This is a genomic window from Pseudomonas sp. H26/SER47-MNA-CIBAN-0231, assembly GCF_040310465.1.
In the GTDB taxonomy this organism is placed as follows: Bacteria; Pseudomonadota; Gammaproteobacteria; order Pseudomonadales; family Pseudomonadaceae; genus Aquipseudomonas; species Aquipseudomonas atacamensis.
In genome coordinates this window covers 1-332 of sequence record NZ_JBEOPW010000056.1, presented here as the reverse complement: position 1 = coordinate 332, position 332 = coordinate 1, and the positions used below count along the sequence as shown (strand labels likewise).

Genomic DNA, 332 nt, shown 5'->3' with positions numbered 1-332 from the left:
AGCCTGATCCGTTACCAGTGAAAGTAACGTTCAGTCTATCTTTCTATCACATACCCAAATTTTTAAAGAACGATCTAGTCAAAGACTAGAAATCAACATTCATCACCGTCTCGGTGGAATGCTCATTTCTAAGCTTTCAAACTTCAGAAGCAGTAGTGGTGGAGCCAAGCGGGATCGAACCGCTGACCTCCTGCGTGCAAGGCAGGCGCTCTCCCAGCTGAGCTATGGCCCCGTATTTCTACAGGCGTTTCCCACACAAAATTGGTGGGTCTGGGCAGATTCGAACTGCCGACCTCACCCTTATCAGGGGTGCGCTCTAACCAACTGAGCTA

Annotated in this window: 1 tRNA gene; it reads right to left on the bottom strand. The window is 49.1% G+C overall.

The window, feature by feature from the left end:
* Positions 1-156: 156 nt before the first annotated feature.
* Positions 157-232: transfer RNA gene (locus AAEZ10_RS27230), tRNA-Ala, on the bottom strand.
* Between the last annotated feature and the right edge of the window lie 100 nt (positions 233-332).